Source organism: Streptomyces sp. GMY02, from assembly GCF_019056675.1.
GTDB lineage: Bacteria > Actinomycetota > Actinomycetes > Streptomycetales > Streptomycetaceae > Streptomyces > Streptomyces odonnellii.
In genome coordinates, this window is sequence record NZ_CP077658.1 from 8,338,309 (window position 1) to 8,359,624 (window position 21,316).

The window sequence follows — 21,316 nt, forward strand, 5'->3', positions numbered from 1 at the left end:
TGTAGTTCGTCGGCGGAGGTGCCGGGTACGGGGCAGCTCAGCCGATGGCGTTCAGCATCGCTTCTTCAACGTGGTCCGCGGCGTTGCGGTGACCGAGCGCGTTGGGGTGTACGAAGGACAGTTGGTCAGGGGCGGTGATGAAGCCTTCCATCCACTTGCCGGCGTCGCAGACGCTGTGGTTCCGGGAGGAGTCGTACAAGTCGACGAAGCTGGCGGCTTCCTGTGTGCCGGTCGACTTCTCGATGGTCTTGTTGAGGGGTTCCAGGATGTCCTGGCGCAGCCAGTCCAGGTCGCCCTGGGTGACCGAGCCGAACTGCGTCAGGTCGCTGTAGCGGCACTTGGACGCGTCCTGGGGGACGATGGTGGGGTAGCCGACGGCCAGGATCTTCGCGTGCGGGGCGCGCTCGTGGAGCACGGTGAGCATCCGGTCGTATTCCTGGCTCACCTTGTTCAGCCGGGCTGGGATACCGGCGGCCAGCGCGTCCTTGCACGGCGTGCCCACGCCGCCGCTTTCCTGGCCCAGCTCCAGGCACTTGCGGAGGACGTCGGCGAAGCCGAGGGTGTTTCCGCCCACGCCGACGCTGATCACATCGGTGCCGGGGCCCACCGCCGCGGACTGAGGCGGCACCGCGGGGAAGGGGTAGTCCGGGTCCTCGGAGATGGGCGGCAGGTGACGGCCGATCGGCTCCTGGGCTTCGTCGGTGACGTTCTCGATGGTGGCGGCGCCGCAGCTCACGTTGGTCAGGTCGAAGAGCGAGCCGAGATCGCGGTCGATGACCTGGGGGTAGGACCGGTCGGTGCGCTCGCAGCCGTCGCGCGGGACTTCGAAGGTGTCGCCCGCGGCCGGGATGACCCCGGCGGTGTACGAATCACCCAGCGCAACCCACTGGCGGTCCGCGGCGGCGGCGGGTTGGGCCCCGGCGAACTGCGCGGGAACGGCGGCGCCGGCGGTGAGAGCTGCGGCCGAGCCGAGCAGGGCCAGACGAGTGTGGAAGCGTGCCACGAATCCTCCATGGATGCGGTGTTGGTGTTGCTTTGACCATAAGAGGAATGTCGCTAAGCGCACTAGATCCAATACAGACAGTCATGATCGACTGCAGGCTGCGTCTCTGCAGGTGACGGGGGTTCAGCGTGTCGACCGCTTGCCTCCTGCGAGCGACCGTTCTGGTGCTGTACTTGCGCAGCGTGGGGTAGGTTCTTGATCGACTGCGGGATCCCGGCCGGGCACATGTCCTCTCTGCGACTGTCTTGTTCTTGATCATCGACAAGCTCGAGTTCGACCTCCGGCCGCCAACGGCCTTGGGAAACATGGTCCCTGGGACTGGTAGGCCCGCATGCGGTGGCGTATCCGCTCCATGTTCCTCCGGCTTCGGTGACCAGGCGGGTGGCTGGTGTCTGTCTTGTCGGGGCAGCCGAGCGCCTTCGCGATGACGGGAGCCGGGGCCCGGAGAACGAGTTGGTGAATGGCGGAGGTCCTGCCGCGCTGCGGCGGGACTCCGATCTTCCGCAGGTGGACGTGGACTTGGAAGCTGACCGGATTCATTGGCTGTCCGGGCTGACGGCCAGGAAAAAGCCACTCTGAGCTTCTGCTAATGGCATAGGGCAGGTGCTGGGGGACCGGATACGGACCCGCATCAGGTCGGCGACAGGCTTTGGCAGCGGGAACGGCAGGGTTTTCCGGCGCGGTCGACGTTACCGTTCAGTTCGGGAGCGGGGGAGGGGCGGATGAACCGGATCAAGACGCTGAAGCGGCCGATATTCGGCCGGGCCGACGCGGACCTCCTGCACAAGCGCAGCCTCCCCGCCCGCTGACCCGTCGTGCCGGATACGTCCCCGGCGGTGACCACCCGTCAGTCCCGCGCTAGGAGTGATCCAGAACCACGATTCACCCGTCGCCGACAGGCCGGGGCCGCGAGAGTGCACAACCTTCCGGGCGCCCCCCTTGTCTGACGCGGGTGAAGTGATCATTCGGTTCCATCGAGCGTGAGGAAACAACAGCATGCGCAGACGCGCCATCGCCTTCGGTGCCGTCCTGGCCGTGACCGCTCTCACCGCACCGGCCGCCGGGGCCGCCCAAGACGACTCGGGCACGCAGTTCTGGAACATCGATGTCAACCACAACCGCGACTACACCGTCGGCGTCGAGGCCGCGGTGAAGAGGACGTTCACGGTCGGCGCGACGGTCACCGACCCGTCCGGCGTCCGGAGCGTGTCGTACGAGCTGCGGAACGGGGACGACGGAGCGAAGGTCCGCGGGCTCATGGTCGGGTCCAGCCACTGTGTGCGGCTCAACGAGACCACCTCCTTCTGCGAGGCCCTCGTGACCGCCGACCCGAGCGTCAACCTCCGCAGCAACGCTCTCGCCGGTGTCTGGGTCATCACCCCCGTGGCCGTCGACGGCGACGGCAACGTCACCCGTGGGAACGGGGCGTACCTGGCCCGCATCAAGCGCAACACGTACATGTCCCAGACCATTGCCACACCGCAGCAGGTGCAGAAGGGCAAGAACCTCACGGTCAAGGCCCAGATGACTGTCGCAAGCTGGGAGAACCGCAAGAACGTGCCCCTCATCGGGCACCAGGTCGTGCTCCAGTACCGCAAAGGCACGAGCGGCCCCTTCGTCACGCTGAAGAAGATCAACACCGACCGCAACGGCTGGGTCTCGGCCACCGTGAAGGCGACGGCGGACGGCACGTACCGCTACAACTTCGCGGGCACGAGCCTCACCGTGGCCACGGTCGGCTCGGCCGACTTCGTCGATGTCAAGTGAGCCCGGACCGGTGAAGTGACCGTCCGCCGCGACCGGTACCGCGGCGGACGGTCATAGGGCCGGCAGACCACCCCCGGCCGAGCCGCCCCAAGGGCGAAGACCTGCCCGTCTGGAAGGAAGCCCACAACACGTCCCACAGGCAGGTCCGTGCCCGCGTCGAGCACCACGTCTTCGCCCGCATGAGTACCTGGAAGATCCTCCGCGACTGCCGCCTTGAAGGCGACGGAGTCCGGCATCGCCCCACTCCATACTCCCGCCCTCACCGGATGAACGAGCGTGCCGGACCTCGACTGACCACGTTCACACCGACTCGAAGATCGATTACGGGCCAACGCTCAGTGTCCTGATCCCGGACCTTCTCGCCGTGCGGACCGGTCCGGGGAACGTGTCCGCCCGGGTCGGTCCGTACCTGTGCTGTACGCCTTGCTGTACAGTCGGTGGTATGTCGAAGCCAGTGACGATCCGGGTCGATGACGAGCTGTACGCGCTGCTCAAGGAGCGTGCCGAGGCCGAGGGCACTACGGTGACCGCGCTGATCACGCAAGCCGCGCACGACGCGGTTCGGGACCCCCGCCTCGAAGGCGCCGCCGCAGTCTTCCGCGACTTCGTAGACGGCGCTGCGGACGCGTTCGACGCCGCCTTCCCCGAGGACACACCAGCCCGTCTCGACGCGCCGGGACGGGCCGCCTGACCATGGACCTTTACATCGACATCCGCTGGCTCCTCGAACGCCAGGCGGAAGTCCTCCCGAAGCACCCCACGGTCCATGACTTCTCCAACCTCGTCGCCGCCGTCGGCCGCCACCGCGTCAACACCCCCAGGATAGGCGCCACCGTCGACAACGCCTGGCGCGCCGCAGCCCTCATGCACGCCATCATCCGGCTCCGCCCCCTCCCCGCCCGCAACGCGCTCTTCGGTGCGGGCATCGCCGTCGCGTACATGAACGCCGCGGGCGAAGGCATCGACGCCCCCTACGGCGCACTCATCGACCTCGCCCGCGACATCGACACAGGGCGCACCGACGCCTACGACGCGGCCGACCGTATCCGCACCTGGCGCATCTGAACAGCCGCGCCACGTGGTGCAGAGAGAACCGAGCGGCGAAGGCAACGGCTCTCGCTGCACGGTTCCCGCGCCGCTTCTCTGCCGATCACGGCGCTGGGCCAGCCGGGCGAGAATTACCTCATGCCCCACACACGACGTCCCCTCGGGCCGGGTCCCGTCATCGCCGTCCCGGAGCGCGACCCGCGCACCTTCCCAGCCGCCGAACGCCCCGCCGCGGGCGAATGGGCGGAGACCCCAGAACGTCCCGCGGCAGCACCACGAACTGGGCGCCGACCTCTCGGCAGCCGAGGCGTGTAACGCTTCGTGCGGGAGGGGCCCGCGCCGAACTCGCGGGGATGGAAGCGCGCGTGGGACCTGCGGGCCGTCGGCTGCGGGCCCCGCGCGAGCAGCGCGGCGCCACGTCACCGGCGTCAGCCGTGCGACTGGCATCTCGCCGAGCACGCTGTCGAGGATCGAGACCGGCCGGCGGAAGCCGAACCTGGAGGCGCGCCCGTTCAGCCAGACCAACTACTGCTTCTGACCACGTCGACGACATTCCTCGGGAAGGGCATGATGAAGCTTCTCCTCACCGACTCCGGTGTCAAGAACGCGAGCATCCAGAAGGCGCTGGTCGACCTCCTGGGCAGGCCGATCGCTGAGTCCAGCGCCCTCTGCATCCCCACCGCGGGGTACGGAGCCCCCGACGCCGATCCGGGCGGGCCATGGCGGTTCATCAGCGGACGATCCCCCAGCCCCATGACCGAGCTGGGGTGGAAGTCGGTGGGCGTGCTGGAACTCACCGCGCTGCCCAGCATCGACGAAGCGCGCTGGGTCTCCTGGGTCCGGGAGGCCGACGTCCTGCTGGTCAATGGTGGTGACGCGCTGTACCTGGGCCACTGGATGCGGGAATCCGGGCTGGCTGAACTCCTGCCGTCGCTGTCCGACACGGTCTACGTGGGACTCAGCGCCGGGAGCTTGGTGATGACCCCCCGCATCGGGGAGAACTTCGTGGGATGGAAGCCGCCCACCGGCGGCGACAGCACGCTGGGCGTGGTTGATTTTTCGATCTTCCCGCACCTGGATCATCCGGCGTGTCCGGAAAACACCATGGCCGAGGCAGAACGATGGGCGGCCGGGATCGCGGGGCCGGCGTATGCGATTGACGAGCAGACCGCCATCAAGGTGGCCGACGGCGCCGTCGAAGTGGTCTCCGAGGGCCACTGGAAGCTGTTCAACCCGACCTCGTGAGGCGTTCTTGCGGAACTCGCCCGCCGTGGAGGAACCACAGCAGTCCATCAGTGACGGTCCAGCCGATCAGCCAACCAAGCGGCATGCTGACGGATTCGGGACAGATCGTCGGGAAAACAGCTCTCCCAGCCCTCGTCCAACCTCTTCCAAGCCACCGGCTGCCCGGCCTCCGAGACAAACGAGACCGCTGCATCAACGACAGCGGTATACGACAACCCGAGAGTGACCGGCCAGTCCGGGTGATAGGAGCGAACCGCAACCGCTGCCGGCTGGGGCAGCAGTTCCACCCGAAGGCCCGTCTCCTCGAAAAGCTCTCGGGTCGCACCATCGCGCGGTGTCTCCCCAGACTCGACCTTCCCGCCCGGAGGAACCCAACCCCGCCAACGGTGCTTCACCAACACCACCTGGGTAAGACCCTTGTCGAACACCCAGACCTCTGCCGCGAGGGGCTCCATCAATCCCTGCCGGGCAGTGGCCAGCCACCGGCAAGCCCCATCGAACTCGGCTATCGCCTGTTCGGCATCGTCGACCGCCTCCTCGACGGCCCGCTCGTCGACCGCTTTCTGAATCATCGGGCCAACGTACGTGGCTGCACTGACATCGCAGCCACGTCACACCCATCCCATAGGCATCCCACCCAGCGACGACATGACGGAGTCCGCCCCGGCCTCAGCACCTGGCCCCTCAGACAACGATGCGCTACGCCGAGCGCGCTGGAGCGGGGTGCCTCGCCCGGGATCGACGACAAGAGCCGTCCCGGTTCCCGGCTCCCATGCCTTTACCGGCACCATGCGGCCGCTCTCGGTTTCGCCGTAGCTCGCGGCACGGGCCGACGACCAGAAGGAGACACCACGACCGGCGATCGCCGGTGAATCGCACGGGATTCGTGCCGCAGCAAGGCAATCGATAGGGTGACGGGTCACGACCGCACCCGGTTCGAATGACGGGCAGGTCAGGGCTCTGCCGCAGTTCGTGGCACCTCCACCGCTGCCGAGCAGGCATCTGCCTGCACGGGTCTTGGGACACGGCGCGGTCTTCACGGCCGGACAGTCGGGCTCCGGCCGACGGGTCAGGAGGAACGAGTGGCACAGATCATCGCCGAGGTCTCAAGGACGTTCAACGAGTTTCTGCTTTTGCCGAACCGGACCCAGACCAACTGCTCGCCCGCGACAGTCGACTTGCGTACGCCCCTGGTGCGGCACGTCGTGGGCGAGCAGTCGGCGATCGAACTCGGCTCCCCGTTCACATCGGCGATCATGCAGGCTGTCAGCACACCGGAGCTCGCGATCGCGCTCGCGCGCAACGGCGGTCTGAGCTTCCTGCACCACAACCAGTCGATCCAGGACCAGGCCGCAGCCGTGCGTCAGGTGAAGAACTTCAAGGCCGGATTCGTCACCAGCGACACCAACGTCTGCCCCGAGGACAGCCTGAGCCACCTGGTCGCCGTCATGCGACGTACCGGTCACAGCACCGCCGCGGTCACCCACGACGGCAGCGCGACCGGCCGCCTGCTCGGCCTGGTGACCTCCCGCGACTTCCATCCCCAGCGCCATGACCTCGACGGACCAGTGGGCAGTCGGATGACTGCCATCGCCGACCTGCCCCACGCCGGAGCCGACATCACGCTCTCCGAGGCCAACACGCTGCTGTGGGATCAGAGGCTGGACTGCCTCCCGGTGCTCGATACCGAGGGCCACCTGCAGTATCTGGTCTTCCGGTCCGACTACGCGGACACCAAGCGCTTCCCGAACCAGACCGTGGACACCGCCAAGCGTCTGCGCGTGGGCGCGGGCGTCAACACCCACGACTACCAAGAGCGCGTCCCCGCCCTGCTGGAGGCGGGTGCGGATGCACTGTGCTTCGACTCCTCCGACGGCTACAGCGACTGGCAGGCGCAAGCCCTGACCTGGGTGAAGAAGCACTACCCGGAGATCCCGATCGGCGGCGGCAACGTAGTCGACGGTGAGGCTTTCACCTTCCTCGCCGAGGCCGGTGCGGACTTCGTCAAGGTCGGCGTGGGCGGCGGCTCCATCTGCATCACCCGCGATCAGAAGGGCATCGGCCGTGGCCAGGCCAGCGCGGTACTGGACGTCGCCGCGGCCCGGGACGCCTTCCGTAAGCGCACGGGCGAGTACGTTCCGATCTGCTCCGACGGCGGGCTGGTGCACGACTACCACGTGGCCCTGGCGCTGGCGATGGGAGCGGACTTCGTCATGATGGGGCGCTACTTCGCACGCTTCGACCAGGCGGCCGGCGCGAAGCTGCCCACCCGTGACGGCTTCGTGAAGGAGTACTGGGGCGAGGGCTCGAACCGTGCCCGCAACTGGCAGCGCTACGGCCAGGGCGGCGAGGGCCTGGTCTTCGAGGAAGGCGTCGACGGCTACGTCCCCTACGCCGGCGACCTCAACGAGGGGCTCGCCGTGACCATTGCCAAGCTCAAGAACACGATGGTGTCTTGCGGCTCCGCCACTCTTCCGGAGTTCCAGTCCACAGCCCGGCTGACCCTGGTCTCCGACCAGAGCTTCCAGGAGAGCCATGCCAACGTCACCCTGCGTGACGCCTCTGCGACCGTCGCTTGAGAGGCTGACAGGGGCCACGGACTGCGGACGGGAGGGGGAATAGTGCGTGGCCGGAATACCCCCTCCTCTGGACGAGCCGGGTGTTCTTCCGATCGCCGTACGTCTTCAGCGCCGATGCGTTCGCGATGCCGAGCTGCTCGGTGGGATAGTCGGCCACCTTCGCCGACACAGATCCCGGAGCCCGGTCCGTACGTGTCTCCGACCCGGCCGACACCTCCCGGCCCGTGCCCACCGGGCCGGTTCGTATCCGGAAGACCGCCCCGCGCGGCTATTGCCGCGCCTGAGCGACAGACCCGCGCGATGCGTGTGGGCGCGGCAAATGCTGTCGCGGAGTCCTTGATCATTCTGATACGACACGGGGATGGCTACTGAAGCACTGGATCCCACAGACCGTCTGTTTGCTGAGCGAGCTTGTGAACGTCTCATCGTCGAGTTTGTCCACAAGCTCGACCTCGGTGACCCGGGTGACGTGGCCGATCTGTTAACGGATGTCGGGTTCTGGGAGTGGGCGGAAGGTGACCGCCGGATTCAGGGGCGTGACGCACTTCGATCGTATTTCGCTGGTCGGCCCGCCGACCGGCTCTCGCGACGGATATGCGCGAACATCCTGGTCACCGTCACATCCGAGGCAACAGCCATCGCGACCACCTACTTCACGACCTACCGTGTCGACGGACATACCGGCAGTTTCGCGCCCCCGCGGCCACCTACGCAGGTCGGCCACTACGAGGACACGTTCCTCAAGGCCGAAGGTCGTTGGCTTCTCAGTTCCCGTTCCCTGTATCTGGCCTTTGCTGGACCGACCGAGCGCCTCGAAGCAGCAGCAGCGGAGCAAGCCAGCTCCGACATACGGCACGGATGAGTGAAACAGGCGGGGAGACGCATGCCGTTGCCACCGGGCGGATCAGGATCAGCTCATGCTTGGCAGGAAGCCGCCGCGGGCGGCGCCCGAGCCCAACAGGCGGTCCCAGTCGAGCACTTCGGGAAACTGGTCGAGGGACAGGACGATCGCGCCCCTGGCATGTTCGGCGTCCGCGCACCAGTCGGCCATGTTGCCCGGCTCGCTGCTGCCGTCTGCGCTGTCTATCACTGGCGCGGCGAGGGCGGGGACGACGAGCCCGGCTTCGCCGGGTCCGTCCACAACACACAGCGTGAGCTTGGGGACGATGCTCCATCCCTCGCACCGGGGCACCGCCCCGTCGGGCGCGGTCAGGACCGGAAGGGCGCCATGCACGGGCGCGTCGGCCAGCAGGAGTACGGGTATGGCGCCCCGGATGAACAGGGATTTCTCAGGATTCAGAAGCACTGGACCATTCTCGCTGGCTGGAGCACCTCGACCGGCTTGGCGAACACGGTCGCCATCGGATGGAAGCCGCAGCCGAGGTCGGGCTGGTAGGAACGAGCTACCGGTGTGAGGACCTGTCGAAAACAGCAAGCGTCGAGGGTAGGGCGCGTACACGGGGGATCGGCCTGCGATGGTGCACGGTCCGTCGGCCGATCTCCCAATGGTGCGGGTGCTTGTCAGCAGACGGCCGTGCCGGCGTATGCGCCCTCGTAGAAGAACGGCGATGCGGTGTGGCGCCGCCCGGCTTCGCCAGCGCCGGAGTGGCCTTCGCCTTGGCCGGCCTTGCCCGTACCGTCGCTCAGGAACGCCGAGCGCGCCTTTCCGCTGCTTCCCGGCCGCGTACTTGCTGTCGATCGAGCGCGACCCCAACCCGCAGGGCCTTCTTCAACGCCTACGAGTGTGACACCTCGGACCGGTACGAGCCGGTGCGCCTCGGAACGGCGATCGGCGCGCTGGTCGCCGAGTGCACGGCGGTCGCGCCCGCCGGTCCGGTGCGCACCCGGGAGATCGCCGCGGACGGCAACCGCCGGGCGCTCGCCGCGTACCAGGAGGTCGCCCCGCCCCGCCGGATGGACCCGGCCGTACGCGGAGCAGCCGCGATGCGGGAGGGGGTCCCCGGCGCTACCGCAGCCCCGGCCAGGGCCTGCGTCCATTCCTGGACCCGGACGCCGTCGAGGACGCCGAGGACGAAGAGGCTGATACGGCTGGTCCTCGCTCTTGTTGGTCTGATCGGGGTGCGCCGACGCATCCATCAGAAAATAGTAGCCATGGACATAGTGTCCATGTACTCTATTCGGCATGGGCAAGGTTTCATCGGGCCCCACGCCCGGCTTCCTGGTATGGCGGCTCGCCAACAAGTGGCGCGTCGCGGTCGATCGCGCGGTGGCTCCGCTGGGTCTCACCCACGCGCAGTACGTACTGGTCGCGTCGCTGTACGGCATACAGCGCACCGGCGAGCGGCCCAGTCAGCGCCGACTCGCGGACCACACCGGCCTGGAGGCGCTGTACGTCTCGAAGCTGGCGCGCGCCCTGGAGTCGGCCGGTCAGATCGAGCGCACCCGGGACCCCCGCGATCCGCGCGCCGTACAACTCGCCCTCACCGAGCAGGGCCAGGCCGTCGCCCGGCAGGCCATCGCAGTGGTCCAGCAACTGCTTCAGCAGTTGCTGGAGCCGCTCGGCGGCCTCGACGCCCCGCGGACGCGCGCGTTCGCCGACGAGCTGACGACCCTGCTCGACGTACCTCTCACTCCATCCGTGCCGAACGACGAGAACACTCAGGGGACAACACCATGACCACCACCGCATCCACCACCAACGAACCCGTCGCCGACGCCCGCGCACTCGCGCTGGCCCACTACGCCGCCCGGGGCATCCTGGAACACGTCCTGGCCCGGCACGGCATCACGTTCCAGCAGCAGATCGCCCTGCGGGCCGCCCTTAACGCCGACACCCCGCCAACGCCCGACGAACTCGTCACCCAGGTCCGCGGCTACCTCAAGGCCGATCCGGACGACATCCGCACCACTGTCGACGAGCTGCTGGCCAAGCAGCTACTCGTCGCGGACGGCGCGTACCTTCGCCCCACCGACGCAGGGCGCGAGCTGACGGCCGCCGTCGGTGCCGAGACCGCCCCCCTCAGCGCCCGCGTCTGGGGCGGGATACCCGCCGAGGACCTGGCCGCCGCCGGCCGCGTCCTCGCCCTGGTCACCGAGCGCGCCAACGCGGAGCTTGCGGCACTGACCACCTGACCACCTGACCACCTGACCACCTGACCGCCGACCGAGCCGAGCAGTACAAAGGCGCCCGGCTGCCCACGCCTTAATGCGGGAACGCGGGAACGTGGGCTGACGGTCACCGAGGTGATCACCGACGCGTACGGCTAGCCCGATCCGGACCGCTGCCAAGGGTGGCAGCGGATCCGGGAGCGGGCCGAGTCCGGCGCCGTCGCCGCGGTACTCGTACGCCGGCCCGCCGCCATCGCCCCGAGCCGCTCGGCACGCCGCGGCGATTGGCTTCGTCGCGGACTCGGGCCGGCTCGCGTGTGCCCGGAGTCATCGGCCTGGGCATCGCGTCCGCGACCACACGGGCGGCCCACGCGGGCCGGACGTCGGTCGCGGACGCCTTCGACATACGGGAGCAGCGGATGCAGGATTCACCGCACTCCCCGAGGACGGTTGGAGTTTTGAGCGACCGCCCGGCGGCCACGCGAAATCCGGCTACGCCGGGGAGTCGAGGGCCTGGCGGCGGTAGTCCCGGGGCGGGAGGTCGTAGGCGGCGCGGAAGGCACGGGTGAAGGTGGTGTGGTCCGGGAAGCCCCAGCGGGCCGCGATCCGGTGGACGGCTACGGTCCGGAGCGTACGGTCGGTGAGGTCACGGCGAGCGCGTTCGAGGCGCTGGCCGCGGATCCAGGCCGCGACGGTGTCGTCGCGCGCGCGGAAGAGACGGTGCAGGTAGCTGACGGAGATGTGGTGGGCGGCGGCGATGGAGCCCGGTGACAGCTCGGGGTCGTGCAAATGCTGCTGTACGAACGCCTCGATGCGCAGGAGCAGGGCGCGCTGCCGGGAGCCGTCCGGCACGCGCGCGTCGGCGTCGAGGTGGTGGGCGAGTACCGCGGTCAGCAGGTCGAGGGCGACCGTACCCAGCCGGGGGGCGTCGGCCGGCAGGTAGGCGGCGGAGTCGGTGGTCAGGCTGGTGAGGAACTGAGTGAGGAGCGACCCCACGCCCTCGCGACCCGGGAGCGGCACCGCGATCAGCCCCGCGCTCCGGTCCGCGGGCAGGGGCAGCAGCGCGCGCGGTACGAGGGCGTGTACGAGCGTGGCCGTCCCGCGGTCGGCGGCGATCCTCATGTCGAAGGGGCGCGAACTGTCGTGCAGCGCGAAGTCGAACGGTCCCAACTCCACCTCTTGGCCGTCCCGGACGACACCGAGCCCGCCACGCAGGGCGAAGATGACCGAGTACAGCTCGGGGTCGCACCGCCGGATCAGCCGCGGTGTGCGCTGTACGTCCGAGGGCGAGCAGGTCAGCTCTATGACGTTCACGGTCGCGAGGTCCAGCGCACGCGCCGTGGCGCTGAACCGTGCCCGGTCGCTGCTCTCCATCCGTATCGGGTACAGACTGTCGCCCTGAAACGCGTCGAAGCGGGCCAGCCGCTCGGCCGGCGGAAGGTCTTCGCTGTGAAAGACCGTCTCCATCATGCTGCTCCCTCCCCAGGCGTCACCGTATCGGCTCCGGACGGTGCGCGGGCGCGACGAAGGATCACTCCCGGCCCGCCGAGCCTCATGCCTCGGGTCCCACAAGCTTCCGGCTGGTGGGTCGCCCCTTGACCTGAGCAGCCGCCGGGCCTGGTCGGGGCGGTCGCCATGGCGGTCCGGTCCAGGCGCAGTTGACGAATCGTTCCGCGACGGAAGGTCCCGCGCGCCGGGCGGGCCGGTACGAGCGGGGCCAAGGCCGACAGCCTCGCCCCCAGAACGCGGTCCGTACCGCCCGTACCGCGACCGCTCCGAACGCGACCTCGACGCCGTCGTTGTCGGCCCCTCACTTCCGTGGAACTCCGGTGTCGTGGAGTGGAGGGGGCCACGCCAATCGGATCAAGATGCTCAAGCGGCAGATGTTCGGCCGCGCTGGATTCGAACTCTGCCGCAAGCGGGTTCTCCTCGCTCCGTAATTCGATTGCCGGACCTGGCCCGGACCCTACGATCGAGGAGTGACGATCGAGTACAAGTGGCGCGACGACTTCGACAACGCCGCCCTTAACGCGCTGCATGCTGACGGCTTCGGCCACCCGGTCGCCCAGACCGACTGGAGACAACGACTTGAGCGCCATAGCCTTGGCTGGGTCTGCGCCCGGGATGGCGGCTCCCTGGTCGGCTTCGTCAACGTGGTCTGGGACGGCGGCGTTCACGCCTTCATCCTGGACACGGTGGTCGCACAGCATCACCAGGGGCAAGGTGTTGGTGGCGCGCTGATCGCAGCAGCGGCTCGCGAAGCTCGCGCCGCGAAGTGCGAATGGCTCCACGTTGACTTCGAGGAGCATCTGCGTGCGTTCTATTTCAATGCCTGCGGCTTCAAGGAGTCGACAGCCGGTCTGATCGCCCTATAACACCGTGGGATGACGGCATGTGGATCAGAAACGGCGATGCCGCGTAGGCGCCCGAAGGCCGTCCGTGCTGAGCGGTGGCGGCCTCGCAAACATGTTGTGGTTCGGCGGATCCGGGGCGTTTCAGCGAGGACTCGTGCGGCTGCCCGCCGCGTCGAGGATGAGCGGATGTGGTCTGGCGCAGTTGCCGACGCGCTCGCCCGTTGCGAGTGGGTGTTCAGGCAACCTCGCCAGTTCTTGAGGCCGGCCGAAGACGCGCTCGACAGCCGTGCTCGACCCGTGCGCATCCGATGGTGAGGACGTGACCAGCTTTCTTGATGCGGAGCCGTTCCGGGCGTGGCTGAAGTGTGGTCTCTCCGTCAAGGACAGTGGACGCTGTGTCAAGGTCTCCGCGGCGGCTCCCTAGAAGGATTTGGTTCGCGCCGGGGCGATGGATCCCCGGCCGCTACCACAAGGGGAGTAACACCATGCTGAAACCGCACATCTCACGCGTCCGCTTCACCGCCGCAGTAGTCGCTGCCCTGGTCGCGGTCTCTGCCCCGGTCATCGCCGCCGGGCCGGTCTCGGCCGCGCCCGCGCCCGCGTCTGCCGTCGGCGCGGCAGCGGAGCCCGAGCGGTTCTGGATCTATGACGGGGCCAACTTCACGGGATTGGAGAAGTCGTTCACCGGATCGGACCCCGACTTCTCGAACAACACCTGGAACGGCAGCTCTGCGAGCGTCGACAACGACACCAGCTCCGCCTACAACGACACCAGCTACACCGTCTACCTCTACGCCACCCCGCACCCGAGCGACCCTGCGAAGTGCACCAACCTGATATCCGTCTTGTCGCCCCAGGAGAAGAAGCCTTCGCTCGGCACCGGCGACAACGCGGCGAGTTGCGTTCTCTGGGTCAAGTAACGGCTGACACTCGACTGAGCTGTCCTCGCGGCCATGCCGCACCGGGTGCTGCCACCCGGAGCCTCCGGCCGTGAGGGCGGCTCCCGCGGGCGTCCACGGCCGCACATGGCCCGGGGGCGGGCGATGCTCAGCCTCATTTCGATGCATGTGGCGTTGGGGGCGCTGGCCGATGAGGGCTGCGGGTGCCGACAACGCGAGTCCTGCTGTGCGAGGCAGGGGGCTCAGGCGATGGGCGGGCCGCAGGGAGTGCTTCCTCCAGGCCGACCTGGACGGTGCGGCTTCCGCACGTCGCGTACGGTGCGAGCCCGGAGCCGAACTACCCACACTTGCCCGGTCCCGTCCCCTACGCTGAGGGCAGGGACAGGCGGCCCGCGGGGGCGCTGCCGGGGGAGGACGACATGCTGGAATGGGTGGCCGCGCTGGCACTTGCGGGGGCTACGACCTTCACGGAGTCGATGGCCGAGCAGGCGTGGCAAAGCACGAGGGACACACTGGCCCGGATCCTCGGGCGCGGCAGCGCAGAGCGCGAGCAGCGTGCGCTGGCGCGGCTGGACGAGTCCGCTGCCGAGGTCGTACGGGTCTCCGAGGCAGACGAGGCCGACGAGGCGGCCGTGCTCGCGCGGGTGGCCGGGCGGTGGGAGACGCGTCTTCAGGACTTCCTGGACGAACACCCGGAAGCCCGCGGTGAGTTGGAGGCGCTGGTCTCGCAGGCTCGGGCCGCGCTGCCGGAGGAGCGGGCGACCCGGGTGACTCAGACCCTCTCCCACAACAAGATCACGGGCGACGCGATCGTGATCGGTTCGGCCGGCCGTGACATCACCATCGGCCGCAAGTCCTGAGGCGGAGGGCGCAGGCCCGGGTACAGAGGAGGTCATGCCTGAGCCTGCGCTCACCCACGCTCTCCGCGACATCTACCAGGACACCTCCCACAATCTGGTCTCGGGCGACCTCATCACCGTCGGCAACGTCGGCCGTGACTTCGTCCTGCAGGTCCCGGAGCGAATCACCCCCGCCCTGGAAGGACTCCCGGCCCCCACACGGTTGTTCAGCGGCCGGAGCACATATCTCGACGACCTCGCACAGGCGTTGGACCCGGACCAGGCGGACGACTGCGTCGCCCACGTCGTCACCGGCATGCCCGGCGTCGGCAAGACCGAACTCGTCCTTCAGGTCGCCGCCCGCGCGCTGCGCCGCGAGGGCTGGTTTCCCGGCGGCGTCCTCTTCGTGGACCTCTTCGGCTACGACCCCGAGCGCCGCCTGCCGCCCGAGCAGGCACTGGCCGGCTTCCTGCGCGCACTCGGCGTGCCGGCCGAGCATGTACCCGCCGAGGCGCAGGAACGCGCCAGGCTGTACGCAACGATCCTGCGCACGTACGCCGATGCCGGTCGCCGACTGCTGGTGGTCCTCGACAACGCGGCCGCCGCCGAGGACGTACGGCTCTTGCTGCCGTCCGACGGTGCCACCGCCGTGCTGATCACCTCCCGGCACGCCCTCGGCGTTCCCGGCACGCGGACGCATCGGTTGACGGAACTGCAACCAGCCGAGGCCGTCGCACTGTTGGAGGACGGCCTGACCGCTGCCAACGGCGCGTCCGACACCCGCGTGGCGGACGCGCCCACGGTGGCCGCCGAGATCGCCCGGTTGTGCGGACGGCTGCCGCTCGCCTTGCAGATCGTCACGGCGCTGCTCGCCGATCAGCCCGACAGGCCGCTGGCGGCGATGGCCCGCGATCTCGCGGAGGCGCGTGACGAGCGGCTGGACGAGCTGGAGCGGGAAGAGGCTGCGGTACGGACGGCCTTCCACCTCTCCTACCGGCGGCTGGACGCCCGCCAGGCTCTGCTCTTTCGCCTGTTGCCGCTCAACCCGGGTCCGGACGTCGAGGTGCGGACCGCGGCGGCGCTGCTGGACGTCCGCGAGCCGGTGGCTCGCCGCACCCTGGAGGCCCTGCACCGGGCGCACCTGGTGGAACGCGGCGCGGCGTACGGCAGATGGCGGACGCACGATCTCCTGCGGCTCTACGCGAACGAGCACGGATGGGAGAACAGGGAGAGGGACGGGCGCGGGCGCGCGGCCGGACGGCTGATCAAGTTCTACGCCTTCAATGTGCGGGATGCCGAAGCGCACATCGCCGGACCGGAGTCGGGGGACGGGCCCTTGCCCGAACGCGGGCAGGCGATCGACTGGCTGGAGGCTGAGCTGCCGAATCTGGTGGCCCTGAGGGTCTGGGCCACCGGCAGTGAGGAGTGGGAGCTCGTGCTGGTGCTTGCCCTGCGGCTGCCGAGCTTCTTCGAGCTGCGCCGCCACCTCGACGAGTGGATTCTCACCGCACGGGCCGGCTTGCGAGCGGCGAAGGCGCTCGGTGAGGAGGGTGTACCGGACGCGACGCTCAATCTGGGGAGGGCGTTCACCGCCGCTGGCCGCAACGGTGAGGCACTGCCGGTGCTGGAGACGGCCGCCGAACTGCTCCGGGCGGCGGACAGGCCCGTCGGTGAGGCAAACGCCGCCAATGCCATTGGCCTGGTTCTGATGGAGGAGGGCCGGCTGGGCGAGGCGTACGAGCAGTTCTCGGCGGTCGCAGCGCTCTTCGCCCGCCGGGACGACAGCAGCTCCGTGGCGGAGGTTGACGTCAACCGGGCGTCCTGTCTGGCCCGGATGGGGCGGGAGGCCGAGGGCCGGGAGATGCTGCGCCGGGCGATCGCGGTCTTCCGGAGGGAAGGGTACGTGCGGGGTGAGGCGGCGGCGCTGGTCAATCTGGCCGCCATGTCATTCGGTCAGGAGGACCGGGACAGTCAGGACGGTCGCACCGAGGCGAGTGGCCAAGACGGCGAGATCGGGACCTGCCGGCGCGCCATCGCGGTGTTCGAAGGGGCTGGAGACGCGTACGGTGTCGCGATCGCGACCGCGCAGTTGGGGAAGTCACTCAGGCAGGCCGGCGAGCACAAGGCCGCGGTCGACGCGTTGGAGAAGGCGGCTGCGGCCTTCCACCGTAGCGGCGAGCGCTCGCTGGAGGCGGAGTCCTTGGGGGAGCTGGGGCTGTGCTTCGACACCGGGAAGAAGTACCGCCGGGCGGTGGAGTTGTACCGGCGGGCCGAGACGGTCTTCGCCGAGCTGGACGACCAGGGCGGTCGAGGGCGGATGCTGTCCCGGATTGCCGTTGTGTACGGCGAGATGTACCGGCCCGAGGACGCCCTGAACGCCCTCCGCGAGGCGGCGGACGCGCACGCGGCGGCCGGGGATTCGCGGCGGGAGGCCGGCGTACGTCTCGGGCTGGCAGAGCAATTGAGCACGGTGGGACGGCTGCGCGAGTCGGTACGGGCCGCCCACCGGGCCGCACTGCTCCTCGCCGGAGACGAGAACGACCTCGCGCAGGCCGCAGTGAGCAACTACGCCACGACGTTGAAGAAGGCCCGTGCCGCCCCCGACGCACCTTCGATCCACGCCGAGGCACTGACGCTGTTCACGGCACCGGAGGCCACTGAGCCACCGGATCCGCCGGCGCCCCCGCGCCCCGGCGGACAGCCGGACCTTGCCGCGTACCGAGCCCGTACGCTGCTCAGCTACGGCATGGTGCGGCACATGCGGGGCGAGTCGGCGCAGGCCGAGGCGTACTACGAGGAGGCGGGGCGGCTCTTCGAGACTTTGGGCAACGACCACTTCGTCGCGGTGGCCGCGAACAATCTGGGCGGCTGCCTGGCCAGTCAGGGCAAGCACGAACAGGCCCTCGCGGCCTGCGAGTCGGCGCTGCGCCGCTACCGGGAACTCGCCGAACGCGACGGCGAGGCACAGGCGCTCATGCAGCTCGCCAACCCCCTCGGCGGGACAGGCCGCTACGAGGAGGCCGAGGCCGCGCTACGGGAGGCGATCGAGATCTTCGACAGCCTCGGCGACGAGCAGGGCCTCTTCGCCATGAACAACCTGGGCACCCTGTACGAGGAGCAGGGGCGGATGGAGGAGGCCGTGCTCTGGTACGGCCGCTCGGCGCGGGGCAAGTGTCTTCCGGCGGCGGAGAATCTGCGCCGGATCACGGAGGCGGGACAGCACGGCAGGTCGTCGACAACAGCGTGATCTTCGGCTCCTCCGGCCAGGACCTCACCACCACCGACACCTACACCGATTCGGTGCGCGCCCGCGCGCCGAAGAAGGCTGTGGTCGGCAGTGTCAGCGCACGGGTGAGGGCTGCGTGGTACTTGGGGACGTCGGAGCGTGTCTGTGCCGTCGGGGACGCCGGGCTGCGGGTCAGGGATCGTTCGCTGGCGTTTCCCTTGCGCCGTTCGTCGACGAACTCGACCAGCCCGTGCCGTTCGAGCTCCTTGAGGTGGTAGCTGGCTTTCTGTCGGGTCAGGCTCAGGAGGACGGCTGGCATGGCGGTGAGGTTCCGGGACCGTATCGGGTCCAGGGACGCCTTGGCCGCGGCGGGTTCTTCGATCACAGCAACGTCCAGCATCGCTCCACCATCCAGCCGGAATGGAAACATGCCACGACGGGAGACGCTGTCCCGCTGCCCGCTCCCACCGATACAGCAGACCGGGCCGCGGCCCGTGCGACCACAGCGGCGTCTTTCGGTACGTGCGCGGCAGCCGTCACAGGCGGGAGCGGAGCCCCGGAATGACGACGGCAGCGACCGCGAAGTGGCTGACGATCAGCGTCACCCGCGTGACGGCATCGACATCGGGGATCAGAAGGTCGGGCACAAGAGACACCGCGACCAGCACAACGGTCGTACGGACGAACATCCGGGCGGGCCGCCCGGACCACCGCCGGAAGGCGGCCGCGAGCGCGACGCCCACGACCGAGAACACGAACGCAAGCTGCGTGAAGCCCAGCAGCGGTATTCGCTCATCGGCGATCTCAAGCGACACGCCGACGGCGTCTGCCACTGCGGCCACCACTGTCGCGGCGACAGCGCCTCCCGCGGCGAAGGCCAGCCCCGGCAGCCACAGCGCGCGATGGCTGGCACTGGTCGGCTCAACATCAGGGGCGAACGAGGCGGGTCCGGACACGTCAGTCTCCTTATCAAGGGGCGGGGGGTTACGCAGGCCACGGTCGTCTCTCCGGCCGTGGTGTGTCGGCAACGTCTCCAGTGTTCGACCGGAAATGAAAATTGTCAAGAAAAGAAAAGTTGTCGGTGCCTGCGGGCTGCTCGACCTCTCCCGCGTGGTCCTCGACTCCGCTCGCGTCCGGGGCAAAAGACGGGGGCGAACTCACACGTCTGAGCCCCGTGGACCGGGGCAAAGCGGGTTCGAAGATGCACGTCCTGTCGGACGCGAACGATTAGGGCGCCACAGATGGGTGATCGAGCGGACAATGTCGTGGCTGACCGACTACCGCAGGCTTAACCACCGCTACGAACACCAGCCCCGCAACTACCTGGCCTTCCTCGGCCTCGCCGCCGCCTTCTGCTGCTACAGCGGAGTCAGCGTCGCACGCGGTATCGCAGGTGTGTTGCGCCCTTGCCTTGGATCACGACCGGGTCGTCGAAGCGGTGCGGTGCGCTCGTCAGGTTGGCGAAGTACGGGATTCCCCTGCCGAGAAGCACCGGTACGAGACTGACGTGGACCTCGTCCACCAGTCCCAGGTCAAGCGCCTGTCTGGCGATGTCGGCGCTGGCGATGGTGACGTGTTTGTCACCGGCGATCTCCTTGGCACGTGCGATACCTTCTGCGACGCCGTCGACGAAGGTTGTACGCGGCCACTTCGCGGCTTCTTCCGGCGCGTTATGGGTCACGACGACCACTGGCGCGCCGATCGGGTGGCTGTCGTTCCAGCCGTTGGTCAGGTCGAACAGCCGACGGCCGCAGACGAGCGCACCAGCGTCGGCGAGAAACCCGCGCAACATCTCCGCGCTGTTCGCGTCGACCTGGAAGGACCAGCGCTCGTCGGCACTCGGCACGGTGACATCGCCGACGTCGTACCAGCCGAGCAGCTCACCGGTTCCGTCGTTGGGGTCGGCGATGTAGCCGTCAAGCGACATCGTCATGTGCGTATAGACCTTGGGCATCGGACCTCCTGTGGACTCTTGTCCTGCATAGACCTGCCGGGAGGCTCGAATTCATCGGTCTGTCAGTGATCACGCGGTGGCCTGCCTGCGCCACGCCGTTCTGCCGAGGGCCGGCTCGGGAAAGGGGACGGCCGCCGCTGATTATCGGTGTCTGAAGGCTGAAGATCTTGCGGTGGCCGCAGGTCACAGCGTAGAGCCTGCCCGCTGGCAGGAGGCATACGAAGGCCTGATGGGCCGGAAAGCGGGCCGGTTCGCGCGGGTGGGGGCCCGCGGCGCTGGGTGGGGGATTTGGTACTGGTGCCTGCTGTCGGACCTGCCGCACAAGAACTGCTGGAGCATCGCCGAGTGGGCCGGGGAGGCCAGTCCGGACGGCATGCAGCACCTGCTCGGCCGGGCCGGATGCGATGCCGACCGCGTGCGTGATGACGCGCGGGAGTACGTGCTGGAACATCTGCACGACGAGGATGCGGTGCTGGTGGTCGACGAGACCGGGGACGTGAACGAGACCGGGGACGTGAAGAAGGGCACGCACACCGTGGGTGTCCAGCGCCAGTACACCGGCACCGCCGGCAGGATCGAGAACGCGCAGGTCGCGGTCTGCCTCGTCTACGCGGGACTGCGCGGGCAGGCGGCGGTGGACCGCGAGCTGTACATCCCGCGCTCGTGGACGTGCGATCGAGACCGCTGCTGGGCCGTGGGCCTGGGACAGGACACCGTCCTCGTGGCCAAGCAGGAGATGGCCGCCCGCATGATCGGCTGGTTCCTGGACGCCGGGCGCTAGGTGTGCTGGGCCGGTGGCGACGAGGTCTACGGCGGCAACCCGAAGCTGCGGTCCGCACTGGAAGAGCACAATATCGGCTACGTGCTTGCTGCCGCCTGCTCGACTGAAGTCACCACCGGTGCCGGGAAGTTCCGCGCAGAAGCCCGGGCACGAAGGTGCCCAGGCAGGCTTGGCAGATGCTGTCGGCCGGGGCCGCGCCAGGTGACACCGCTTCTACGACGGGCCGTCGTCGACGCGGCCGAAGTGCGGCTGGGCAGCCACCGGCTGCTGATCCGCCGCAACCGCACTGCCGCCTGGGCCTGTTGGGTCCCTCCGAACCGAACGTGGAAGCGACCATCTGGGACCGTCAGGCACCCCGACGCGGTTCCGTGTCACCGGGACTCCTTTCGGGTCTGCTCCCGCGATTGCCGTCTGCTGGGCGGGATGCTTGGCTTCGCTCGGCTGTCAAGACGATGCCCGAAGCCGAGCCACGCCCAAGCGAACGGTTGCGGGTTGGTTTTCGTCCGGCCGGCGGCCGGGATCTGGGCGGAGGCAACCGTACGCGTGGAGCGTG

General features: G+C 68.8%; 19 protein-coding genes and 5 pseudogenes. 16 read left to right on the top strand and 8 right to left on the bottom strand.

What is annotated here, in order from left to right; all coding sequences use genetic code 11:
- Positions 1 to 37: 37 nt before the first annotated feature.
- A complete protein-coding gene (locus tag KQY30_RS35080; RefSeq protein ID WP_217310519.1) occupies positions 38 to 1,003 on the bottom strand; it encodes an SGNH/GDSL hydrolase family protein in 966 nt (321 codons plus the stop codon).
- 996 nt (positions 1,004 to 1,999) lie between these two features.
- Between KQY30_RS35080 and KQY30_RS35085 the strand changes: the two genes are divergently transcribed.
- The 6 genes and pseudogenes from KQY30_RS35085 (at position 2,000) to KQY30_RS35110 (ending at position 5,062) form a co-directional block, all read left to right on the top strand.
- Complete coding sequence (locus tag KQY30_RS35085) at positions 2,000 to 2,770, top strand: hypothetical protein (protein WP_217310520.1); 771 nt, start codon at positions 2,000 to 2,002, stop codon at positions 2,768 to 2,770.
- Between the two features lie 83 nt (positions 2,771 to 2,853).
- Positions 2,854 to 3,006, top strand: a pseudogene (locus tag KQY30_RS35090) (IS5/IS1182 family transposase); the annotation flags it as partial.
- Between the two features lie 206 nt (positions 3,007 to 3,212).
- Positions 3,213 to 3,461 (top strand): ribbon-helix-helix domain-containing protein, encoded by a 249-nt coding sequence (locus tag KQY30_RS35095; protein ID WP_217310521.1) that lies wholly within the window; start codon positions 3,213 to 3,215, stop codon positions 3,459 to 3,461.
- Complete coding sequence (locus tag KQY30_RS35100; RefSeq protein ID WP_217311508.1) at positions 3,458 to 3,835, top strand: toxin Doc; 378 nt, start codon at positions 3,458 to 3,460, stop codon at positions 3,833 to 3,835. The genes KQY30_RS35095 and KQY30_RS35100 overlap by 4 nt, the downstream gene beginning before the upstream one ends.
- A 335-nt stretch (positions 3,836 to 4,170) precedes the next feature.
- Positions 4,171 to 4,319, top strand: a pseudogene (locus KQY30_RS36945) (helix-turn-helix domain-containing protein); the annotation flags it as partial.
- Positions 4,320 to 4,387: 68 nt separating this feature from the next.
- Positions 4,388 to 5,062 (top strand): Type 1 glutamine amidotransferase-like domain-containing protein, encoded by a 675-nt coding sequence (locus tag KQY30_RS35110; RefSeq protein WP_217311510.1) that lies wholly within the window; start codon positions 4,388 to 4,390, stop codon positions 5,060 to 5,062.
- A gap of 47 nt (positions 5,063 to 5,109) precedes the next feature.
- On the opposite strand, the gene KQY30_RS35115 is transcribed toward KQY30_RS35110, so the two are convergent.
- Positions 5,110 to 5,634, bottom strand: a complete 525-nt coding sequence (locus KQY30_RS35115) for an NUDIX domain-containing protein (RefSeq protein WP_254407478.1) — start codon at positions 5,632 to 5,634, stop codon at positions 5,110 to 5,112.
- A 510-nt stretch (positions 5,635 to 6,144) separates the two neighbouring features.
- On the opposite strand from KQY30_RS35115, the gene KQY30_RS35120 reads away from it, so the two are divergent.
- Together KQY30_RS35120 and KQY30_RS35125 are read left to right on the top strand one after the other, a co-directional pair.
- Positions 6,145 to 7,641, top strand: coding sequence for an IMP dehydrogenase (locus KQY30_RS35120; RefSeq protein ID WP_217310522.1), 1,497 nt, complete (start codon positions 6,145 to 6,147; stop codon positions 7,639 to 7,641).
- Between the two features lie 361 nt (positions 7,642 to 8,002).
- The gene (locus tag KQY30_RS35125; protein ID WP_217310523.1) at positions 8,003 to 8,503 is read left to right on the top strand and encodes a nuclear transport factor 2 family protein; all 501 of its coding nucleotides are present in this window, start codon (positions 8,003 to 8,005) and stop codon (positions 8,501 to 8,503) included.
- Between the two features lie 48 nt (positions 8,504 to 8,551).
- On the opposite strand, the gene KQY30_RS35130 is transcribed toward KQY30_RS35125, so the two are convergent.
- Both KQY30_RS35130 and KQY30_RS35135 read right to left on the bottom strand, forming a co-directional pair.
- Positions 8,552 to 8,947 (bottom strand): hypothetical protein, encoded by a 396-nt coding sequence (locus tag KQY30_RS35130; RefSeq protein WP_217310524.1) that lies wholly within the window; start codon positions 8,945 to 8,947, stop codon positions 8,552 to 8,554.
- Positions 8,948 to 9,377: 430 nt separating this feature from the next.
- Positions 9,378 to 9,734: a hypothetical protein gene (locus KQY30_RS35135; protein ID WP_217310525.1), complete on the bottom strand. Its 357-nt coding sequence runs from the start codon at positions 9,732 to 9,734 to the stop codon at positions 9,378 to 9,380.
- Between the two features lie 50 nt (positions 9,735 to 9,784).
- Here KQY30_RS35135 and KQY30_RS35140 point away from each other — a divergent pair, with 50 nt between their 5' ends.
- A complete protein-coding gene (locus tag KQY30_RS35140) occupies positions 9,785 to 10,279 on the top strand; it encodes a MarR family winged helix-turn-helix transcriptional regulator (RefSeq protein WP_217310526.1) in 495 nt (164 codons plus the stop codon).
- Positions 10,276 to 10,734: a MarR family transcriptional regulator gene (locus KQY30_RS35145; RefSeq protein WP_217310527.1), complete on the top strand. Its 459-nt coding sequence runs from the start codon at positions 10,276 to 10,278 to the stop codon at positions 10,732 to 10,734. Before KQY30_RS35140 ends, KQY30_RS35145 begins: the two co-directional genes overlap by 4 nt.
- A 468-nt stretch (positions 10,735 to 11,202) precedes the next feature.
- On the opposite strand, the gene KQY30_RS35150 is transcribed toward KQY30_RS35145, so the two are convergent.
- Complete coding sequence (locus KQY30_RS35150; protein ID WP_217310528.1) at positions 11,203 to 12,180, bottom strand: helix-turn-helix domain-containing protein; 978 nt, start codon at positions 12,178 to 12,180, stop codon at positions 11,203 to 11,205.
- 509 nt (positions 12,181 to 12,689) lie between these two features.
- Between KQY30_RS35150 and KQY30_RS35155 the strand changes: the two genes are divergently transcribed.
- The 4 genes from KQY30_RS35155 (at position 12,690) to KQY30_RS35170 (ending at position 18,049) form a co-directional block, all read left to right on the top strand.
- A complete protein-coding gene (locus KQY30_RS35155; protein ID WP_217310529.1) occupies positions 12,690 to 13,085 on the top strand; it encodes a GNAT family N-acetyltransferase in 396 nt (131 codons plus the stop codon).
- Positions 13,086 to 13,549: 464 nt separating this feature from the next.
- Positions 13,550 to 13,984, top strand: a complete 435-nt coding sequence (locus KQY30_RS35160; protein WP_217310530.1) for a peptidase inhibitor family I36 protein — start codon at positions 13,550 to 13,552, stop codon at positions 13,982 to 13,984.
- A gap of 398 nt (positions 13,985 to 14,382) precedes the next feature.
- Entirely contained in the window at positions 14,383 to 14,823 is a 441-nt protein-coding gene (locus KQY30_RS35165; RefSeq protein WP_217310531.1) for a hypothetical protein, read from the top strand.
- Positions 14,824 to 14,857: 34 nt separating this feature from the next.
- On the top strand, positions 14,858 to 18,049 hold the full coding sequence (locus tag KQY30_RS35170) for a tetratricopeptide repeat protein (RefSeq protein WP_217310532.1): 3,192 nt from the start codon (positions 14,858 to 14,860) through the stop codon (positions 18,047 to 18,049).
- 154 nt (positions 18,050 to 18,203) lie between these two features.
- Here the strand turns inward: KQY30_RS35170 and KQY30_RS35175 are convergent.
- Together KQY30_RS35175 and KQY30_RS35180 are read right to left on the bottom strand one after the other, a co-directional pair.
- Positions 18,204 to 18,428 (bottom strand): annotated as a pseudogene (locus KQY30_RS35175) (ArsR family transcriptional regulator); the annotation flags it as partial.
- A 136-nt stretch (positions 18,429 to 18,564) separates the two neighbouring features.
- Positions 18,565 to 18,984, bottom strand: coding sequence for a DUF6069 family protein (locus KQY30_RS35180; RefSeq protein ID WP_217310533.1), 420 nt, complete (start codon positions 18,982 to 18,984; stop codon positions 18,565 to 18,567).
- A 121-nt stretch (positions 18,985 to 19,105) separates the two neighbouring features.
- Here KQY30_RS35180 and KQY30_RS35185 point away from each other — a divergent pair.
- Positions 19,106 to 19,375: pseudogene (locus tag KQY30_RS35185) on the top strand (transposase); the annotation flags it as partial.
- A gap of 22 nt (positions 19,376 to 19,397) precedes the next feature.
- Here the strand turns inward: KQY30_RS35185 and KQY30_RS35190 are convergent.
- A complete protein-coding gene (locus KQY30_RS35190) occupies positions 19,398 to 19,982 on the bottom strand; it encodes a dihydrofolate reductase family protein (RefSeq protein WP_217310534.1) in 585 nt (194 codons plus the stop codon).
- Positions 19,983 to 20,211: 229 nt separating this feature from the next.
- Here KQY30_RS35190 and KQY30_RS35195 point away from each other — a divergent pair.
- Positions 20,212 to 21,051 (top strand): annotated as a pseudogene (locus KQY30_RS35195) (IS701 family transposase); the annotation flags it as partial.
- Between the last annotated feature and the right edge of the window lie 265 nt (positions 21,052 to 21,316).